Origin of the sequence: Streptomyces silvae (genome assembly GCF_016745505.1) — a bacterium.
Taxonomy (GTDB): Bacteria; Actinomycetota; Actinomycetes; order Streptomycetales; family Streptomycetaceae; genus Streptomyces; species Streptomyces silvae.
This window is the reverse complement of record NZ_JAERUC010000120.1, coordinates 1-7,000: the sequence shown is the minus strand read 5'-3', so window position 1 is coordinate 7,000 and position 7,000 is coordinate 1. Positions and strand designations below refer to the sequence as shown.

Below are 7,000 nucleotides of genomic sequence, written 5' to 3'. Positions count from 1 at the left end.
CGTTGCCACCCTCCCGAGGTGCCGCTAACCATGGATCGAGTCCGGAGCCGCCCGCCGGCCCCGCGACGTCCCTGACAGCAGCACGAGGAGAGTGTTCTATCCGTACGTCCGTCCAGTCCCTGGCCCCCGCCGCCCGTACCGCCCGGATCCGCAGGTTCTCGGTCTCCGGTCTGTGCGCGGCCGGAGCCGCAGCAGCGGCCCTGACCCTCGTCCCGTCCCCCGCACACGCCTCGGAACCGGCCTCGCACGGCGCGACCGCGTCGGCAGCGGGCCCGGCGGCCGCAGTGGCCGCGCAGGCGGACACCCTGGCCGAGAAGGCCGCGAAGGCACCCGCCGCCTCGGACAAGCTGGACAAGTGGATCCACAAGTCCCTCAAGATCATGAAGGACAAGGGGATACCGGGCACCTACGAGGGCCTGCACCGCAACATCATGCGTGAGTCGGGCGGAGACCCCAAGGCCTCCAACGACTGGGATGTCAACGCCCAGAACGGCACCCCTTCCAAGGGCCTGCTCCAGGTGATCCAGCCGACCTTCGACGCCTACCACGTCTCCGGCACCGAGAAGGACCTGACCGACCCGGTCGCCAACATCACCGCGGCGGCCAACTACGCGGCCGACAAGTACGGCTCCATCGACAACGTCGACTCCGCCTACTGACCCGGCACCGTCGGCACACGGCACGGCCACGCCCCTCCCGGGGGCGTGGCCGTGCCGTTTTCCGTGGGCCCGGCGATGCCCCCGCGAGGGCCGGATCCCACCCCCCACTACGCTCGTGGGCGTGAACGACATACGCCCCGTGCCCCCCTTGAACAGCGACTTCTTCGCCGGCCTGCTGCACCGCACCCGCCTGGCGGCGATCGTCCGCGGACCGGATCCCGACGCCGCCCTGCGCACCGTGCTCACGCTCGCGGAAGAGGGCGTCGCCCTCGTCGAGGTCTCCCTCAACACCACCGACGCCCTCGGGGTCATCCGCCGCGCCGCCGCCGAGGTCGGGCCCGGAACGGTCGTCGGTGCGGGCACCGTGCTGACGGAGGACGACGTCGCCCGCGCCCAGGACGCCGGCGCCGGCTGGATCGTCACCCCCGCGCTCACCGAGTCCCTGGCCGCGTCGGTCCGGGCCGGACTGCCGGTCCTGGCGGGCGCCCTCACCCCCACCGAGGCCGTCGCCGCGCGCCGCGCGGGCGCCGACGCCGTCAAGCTGTTCCCCGCCTCCCTCGGCGGCCCCGCCTACCTCAAGGCCCTGCGCGACCCCTTCCCCGACATGCCGTTCGTGCCCGTCGGCGGCGTGGACCTCGACGGTGCGGAGCAGTACCTCGCCCACGGCGCGGTCGCGGTCGGTGTCGGATCCCCGCTGGTCGGCGACGCAGCCCAGGGCGGCGACCTGGCCGCCCTGCGCGCACGCGCCCGCCGCTTCGTCGCGCTCTGCGCACGGGACGAGCGAGGAGAGGCATGAGCACCGCACCCGGGTGGGTGTCCGCGCCCGCCGACGTGCTGACGTTCGGCGAGACCATGCTCGCCGCCCAGCTGCCCGGCACCCTGGCGGTCGGCGCCCAGGCCCGTACCACCGTCGCGGGCGCGGAGTCGAACGTCGCCATCGGCCTGGCCCGCCTGGGCCACCACGCCGTCTGGGCCGGCCTCGTCGGCGACGACGAACCCGGCCGGCTCGTCCTGCGCACGCTCCGCGGGGAGGGCGTCGACATCACCCGCGCCGGCACCCACGCCACGGCACCCACCGGCGCGCTGCTCCGCGAGCGGCGCGTCGCGGACCTCGCCCGGGTCCACTACTGGCGCAGCCACTCCGCAGCCTCGCTGCTCACCGCCGCCGACCTCGCGCCCGCCCTCGGCGACGGCGCCCGGATCCTCCATCTGACCGGGATCACGTGCGCGCTCGGCCCGGGCCCGCTGGAGGCGGTCCGCACGGCCGCCGCCCATGCCCAGGCGCAGGGATGGACCGTCACGCTGGACGTCAACCACCGGCAGCGGCTGTGGACGGCGGAGGAGGCGGGCAGGGCGCTCCGGCCCCTGCTGCCGCACATCACCGTCCTGATCGCCTCCGACGACGAGCTCCCGGTCGTCACCGGTATGCCCGGCGGGACACCTGTCGGAGAGGACGGATCGGACGGAGAGGAACGAGCCGTCGGCGCGCTGCTTGACGCCGGTGTGCGGGAAGTGGTGGTCAAGCGCGGGGGAGAGGGCGCCGCGGTCCGCGACCGGCAGGGCACCCGGCACTCCCTGCCCGCCCTGCGGGTACCCGTACGGGACACGGTCGGGGCGGGCGACGCCTTCTGCGCCGGATATCTCTCGGGTCTGCTCGACGGGCTCCCGCCGGCCGCCCGCCTCGCCCGTGCGAACACCCTTGGCGCGTTCGCCGTCGCCTCCGACGGGGACTGGGAGGGCCTGCCGCGCCGCGACGAACTGGGCCTGCTCGACGCGGCACCGGGCAGCGCGATCCGCTGACGGCGGACGGCCCGGACGGCGTCAGCGCCGGGTTCCGGCACGGACGGCGGAGGTCACCAGGGCGACTGGCCGGCCGGATCGCCGTCCGGGCCGTCGAGCAGCGAGATCTGTACGCGCATCCGCTTGCCCACCGGCTCGCGGCGCACCTCGAAGCTCTGGCAGACCGCGAGGACGATCTCCAGTCCGTGCTGCCCCGCGCGCGCGGGGTCGGCGTGCAGGGCACTGGGGAGCACCGAGCCCGAGTCCCACATCGTGATGTCCAGCATGCTGCCGTTCACCTCGAGATCCAGCAGGCACGGGCCCGGCGCGTACTTGCAGACGTTCGTGGCCAGCTCGCTCACGACCAGCTGCGCGACCTCCTGGACGCGCGCGGGTACGTCGACACCGCGCAGCCGCCGCGCGTCGGACAGGAAGTCGCGAACGAATCCACGGGCCAGGGAGATCTCCTCCGACCCCATGTCGTACGCGGCACTACCGGCCACGACGGCCCCGCCGCCCTCCGGCCCGTTCCGTCCGGTACCGCACTTCCTCACCAGCTGTTCCATGCCGTGTCCCCCGTCGGTCGGCTGCATCACGCAGCTCGTTCATCACCCGCCTACCCCCCGTCACACATTTCAGGCCGGGGAGAACGGCGGAAACCGTTCGGGTCCCTGCCGCCGAGCCGCCCGTCAGTCGGTGAGGCCCAGCGCCCCCGCCGCCTGGATCGCCAGCCAGACCTCGGCCAGGGCGCCCGTCGACGTCAGATCGCGGTGCGAGAGGGCACCGAAACGGCGCAGCCGGTAGGCGAGGGTGTTCGGGTGGATGTGGAGCGCCGCCGCGGCCGTCTCCGTACGGCGGTCGCGCTCCATCCACGTACGGGCGGAGACCAGCAGGTGCGAGTCATGGGCCTCGTCGTACCGCAGGACGTCGCCGAGCACGTGCTCGACCAGGGCCGTCAGGACGGCGGGGTCGTCGGGCAGCCAGCGGCCCGTCGCGTCGTCGCCGTACCGGACGACCGGACGCCCCGACTCCACGGCCTTCGAGACCGCCCAGAGCGCCTCGCGCTCGGCGACCTTCAGCGCGACGCCCGGAGCGAACGGGCGGCTCATCCCCGCCGCCACGGCCGGCAGCTCGCCGACGGCCTCCGCCAGGTCCGGCGCCCCCAGGACATAGCGGTCCTCGCCCCAGGTCAGCAGCAGATGCGGATGGCCCTCCAGGCAGTGCAGCAGCGCCTCGTCCGTGGTCCGCCGGACCACCAGCAGCACGGCGTCGCCCTCGATCGCGTGCCGGGCGAGCCGACGGCGGGCCGCCTCCGGATCGAGCACCTCCTGCAGCAGCTCGGCCAGCGTCTCCGCGCCCTCACGGCGCAGCACCTCACGCTCGTTGCGGACCATCGCCAGGCGCAGCGCCGCCACCGTGGCGATGTGCTGGACGACGGCGAGCCCCGCGGGCTGGGCGCCCTGACGCTCGTACGCCACGAGGAAGCCCGCAGGACCGCCGGGCGCGGGCACCGGCAGGACGAAACCGCCGGGCACCGTCGGCGGGGCGTCGACGGACGCGGGCAGCACACCCGGGGCCGGGGTGGGAACGCCCGGCAGCAGCGGGCGGCCCTGCGGTGTGCAGAGGTAGACGTCGTAACCCGACAGCGCTTCGAGACGCCGCAGCAGCGCGGGGGTGTCGAGATCCTCGGCGACCAGCCAGCGCAGCGAACCGAAGACCTGGAGCTGCGCGCCCAGCCGGTACCGCGCGTCCTCCTGGACCGAGGCGGCGACCTCCTGGGCGACGGCGATGAACGGGACGGCGAGCGGCACTTCCAGGACCGGGAAGCCCCGCTCCTCGGCCGCCGCGAAGAACGCGTCGTGCAGGGGCGGCATGTGCAGCTGCGCCGAGAGCGCGAGGGCGGACACGCCCGCGTCGTCCAGCCGCTCCAGATAGGCACACTGCCCGGCCGCGTCCCGGGGGACAGCCAGACCCGCCGTCATGATCACCTCGGCGCCCAGCAGCCAGGGCGTCGGATCGACGAGCTCGCTGGCGTGCGCCCACGACACGGACCGGCCCAGGCCGCCTCTGCCGGCCTTCACCGAGAGCTGGAGCGCCGGGAAGGTGAGCAGATCCTCGACGGTGAGTTTGTTGCCGGACACAGTCGGGAGCCTACATCTTTGTGGCGAACACAGTTGTCGCTGATCATCCGCGGGCCACAGACTGCTGGGACGCCCGGGACGCCCCCAGGTACGCCCCTACGCACGAACGGAAGGTGGAGCGTCCGTGACGACCTCGATCACCGAAATCGAGACCCATGGTGTCGAGCGGATCCCGGACGAGGACCGCACGGCCCGCCCGCTCGATCTCTTCCGCCTCGCATTCGGCGGCGCCAACACCTTCGCCACCTGTGTGCTCGGGGCGTTCCCGATCCTCTTCGGCCTCTCCTTCTGGCAGGGCCTCGCGGCGACCCTCCTCGGGCTCGTCGCCGGTGCGCTGCTGCTCGCCCCGATGGCCCTGTTCGGACCGGCCAACGGCACGAACAACGCCGTCTCCTCCTCCGCCCACCTCGGTGTGCACGGCCGGGTCGTCGGCTCGTTCCTCTCCCTGCTCACCGCCATCGCGTTCTTCTCGATCTCCGTCTGGTCCTCGGGCGACGCGCTCGTGGGCGGCGCGCACCGCCTGGTCGACGTCCCCGAGTCGGACCTCACGTACGGTCTCGCGTACGCGCTCTTCGCCGGGCTCGTCCTGGTCGTCTGCGTCTACGGCTTCCGTTTCATGCTGCTGGTCAACAAGATCGCGGTGCTGGCGGCATCCTCCCTCTTCGTCCTCGGCGCGTTCGCCTTCGCCGGCGACTTCGACCCCGGCTACGCGGGAACCTTCGCCTCGACCGGCGACCCGCTGTTCTGGCCCTCGTTCATCGGCGCCGCGCTGATCGTGCTCTCCAACCCGGTCTCCTTCGGCGCGTTCCTCGGCGACTGGTCCCGCTACATCCCGGCCGGGGCACCGCGCCGCCGGGTCATGGGCGCCGCCTTCCTCGCCCAGATCGCCACCCTGCTGCCGTTCCTCTTCGGCCTGGCCACCGCGTCGATCATCGCCTCGAAGGCCGCGAAGTACGTCGATCCCGCCGCCCCGAACTACGTGGGCGGGCTGCTCGCGATCTCGCCCGGCTGGTACTTCCTGCCCCTCTGCCTGATCGCGCTGATCGGCGGCCTCTCCACCGGCACGACCGCCCTGTACGGCACGGGCCTCGACTTCTCCAGCGTCTTCACGCGCTTCAGCCGCGTCCAGGCCACCTTCTTCATCGGTGTCCTGTCCATCGCGTTCATCTTCGTCGGCCGCTTCGCGCTCAACCTCGCGCAGTCCATCTCCACCTTCGCGACGCTGATCATCACCTGCACCGCGCCCTGGATGATCGTGATGGCGCTCGGCTACGTCACCCGGCGCGGCTGGTACGACGCGGAGGCGCTCCAGGTCTTCAACCGCCGCCAGCGCGGCGGCCGGTACTGGTTCACCCACGGCTGGAACTGGCGCGGCATGTCCACCTGGTCCGTCTCGGCCGTCGTGGCACTCCTCTTCACCAACCTGCCCGGCCAGTTCGTGGGCCCGCTCGGCGGCCTCGCCAAGGGCGCGGACATCTCCCTGCCGGTGGGCCTCGTCCTCGCGACCGTCCTGTACCTGACGCTGCTCGCCCTGTTCCCCGAACCGCGAGCCGTGTACGGACCCGACGGACCCCGCTTCGTCCGGGCCTCGGACTCCCCGGTGCCCCCGATCACCGGTGGCGGCGGGGAGACCGTCACCGAGCCCGCGGTGGCCCACTGAAGCCGGACCGCCGGCCACGAGCACACGCCTTCCACCCGCACCACCGACCGACCGACCACCCGCACCACCGCCTGACCGGGAGAGACGTTCCATGAGCACCACGTTCCGCAACTACATCGACGGTGCGTTCGCCGACGCCTCGGACGGCCGTACGCTCGACGTGGTGGACCCCACCACGGGAGAGGTCTACGCGACCTCGCCGCTCTCCGGCCCCGCCGACGTCGACGCGGCGATGGCGGCAGCGGCCGCCGCCTTCCCGGGCTGGCGCGACACCACGCCGTCCGTACGCCAGCGCGCGCTGCTGAAGATCGCCGACGCGATGGAGGCGCGGGCGGACGACCTCGTCGCCGCCGAGAGCCGTGACACCGGCAAGCCGCTCCACCTCCTCCGCAGCGACGAACTCGCCCCCGCCATCGACCAGGTGCGCTTCTTCGCGGGCGCGGCGCGGATGCTGGAGGGCCGTTCGGCCGGTGAATACATGGAGGGCCTCACCTCCATCATCCGACGCGAGCCGGTCGGCGTCTGCGCCCAGGTCGCCCCGTGGAACTACCCCCTGCTGATGGCGGTGTGGAAGTTCGCGCCCGCGCTCGCGGCGGGCAACGCCGTCGTCCTCAAGCCCTCGGACACCACACCGGCCTCCACGGTGCTGCTCGCCGAGATCATCGGGGAGATCCTGCCCAAGGGCGTCTTCAACGTCGTCTGCGGTGACCGGGAGACCGGTCGCGCGATGGTCGAGCACCCGACCCCGGCGATGGCCTCCA

General features: G+C 73.0%; 7 protein-coding genes. 5 read left to right on the top strand and 2 right to left on the bottom strand.

Annotated elements, in window-relative coordinates:
• The first annotated feature begins 119 nt into the window (after window positions 1-119).
• The 3 genes from JKV81_RS18460 to JKV81_RS18450 all read left to right on the top strand — a co-directional run bounded on the left by JKV81_RS18460 (window position 120) and on the right by JKV81_RS18450 (window position 2,459).
• Entirely contained in the window at window positions 120-659 is a 540-nt protein-coding gene (locus tag JKV81_RS18460; RefSeq protein WP_307820570.1) for a transglycosylase SLT domain-containing protein, read from the top strand.
• Window positions 660-789: 130 nt separating this feature from the next.
• Complete coding sequence (locus tag JKV81_RS18455; RefSeq protein ID WP_202076850.1) at window positions 790-1,455, top strand: bifunctional 4-hydroxy-2-oxoglutarate aldolase/2-dehydro-3-deoxy-phosphogluconate aldolase; 666 nt, start codon at window positions 790-792, stop codon at window positions 1,453-1,455.
• On the top strand, window positions 1,452-2,459 hold the full coding sequence (locus JKV81_RS18450) for a sugar kinase (protein WP_202076839.1): 1,008 nt from the start codon (window positions 1,452-1,454) through the stop codon (window positions 2,457-2,459). Before JKV81_RS18455 ends, JKV81_RS18450 begins: the two co-directional genes overlap by 4 nt.
• Before the next feature lie 53 nt (window positions 2,460-2,512).
• On the opposite strand, the gene JKV81_RS18445 is transcribed toward JKV81_RS18450, so the two are convergent.
• Both JKV81_RS18445 and JKV81_RS18440 read right to left on the bottom strand, forming a co-directional pair.
• Window positions 2,513-3,004: an ATP-binding protein gene (locus JKV81_RS18445; protein ID WP_202076848.1), complete on the bottom strand. Its 492-nt coding sequence runs from the start codon at window positions 3,002-3,004 to the stop codon at window positions 2,513-2,515.
• A 123-nt stretch (window positions 3,005-3,127) separates the two neighbouring features.
• Complete coding sequence (locus tag JKV81_RS18440; RefSeq protein ID WP_129260904.1) at window positions 3,128-4,579, bottom strand: PucR family transcriptional regulator; 1,452 nt, start codon at window positions 4,577-4,579, stop codon at window positions 3,128-3,130.
• A 124-nt stretch (window positions 4,580-4,703) separates the two neighbouring features.
• Here JKV81_RS18440 and JKV81_RS18435 point away from each other — a divergent pair, with 124 nt between their 5' ends.
• Window positions 4,704-6,239, top strand: coding sequence for a purine-cytosine permease family protein (locus tag JKV81_RS18435; RefSeq protein ID WP_202076838.1), 1,536 nt, complete (start codon window positions 4,704-4,706; stop codon window positions 6,237-6,239).
• 91 nt (window positions 6,240-6,330) lie between these two features.
• Window positions 6,331-7,000, top strand: a 670-nt coding sequence (locus JKV81_RS18430; RefSeq protein ID WP_202076837.1) for an aldehyde dehydrogenase family protein, incomplete at its 3' end; no start/stop codon positions are given.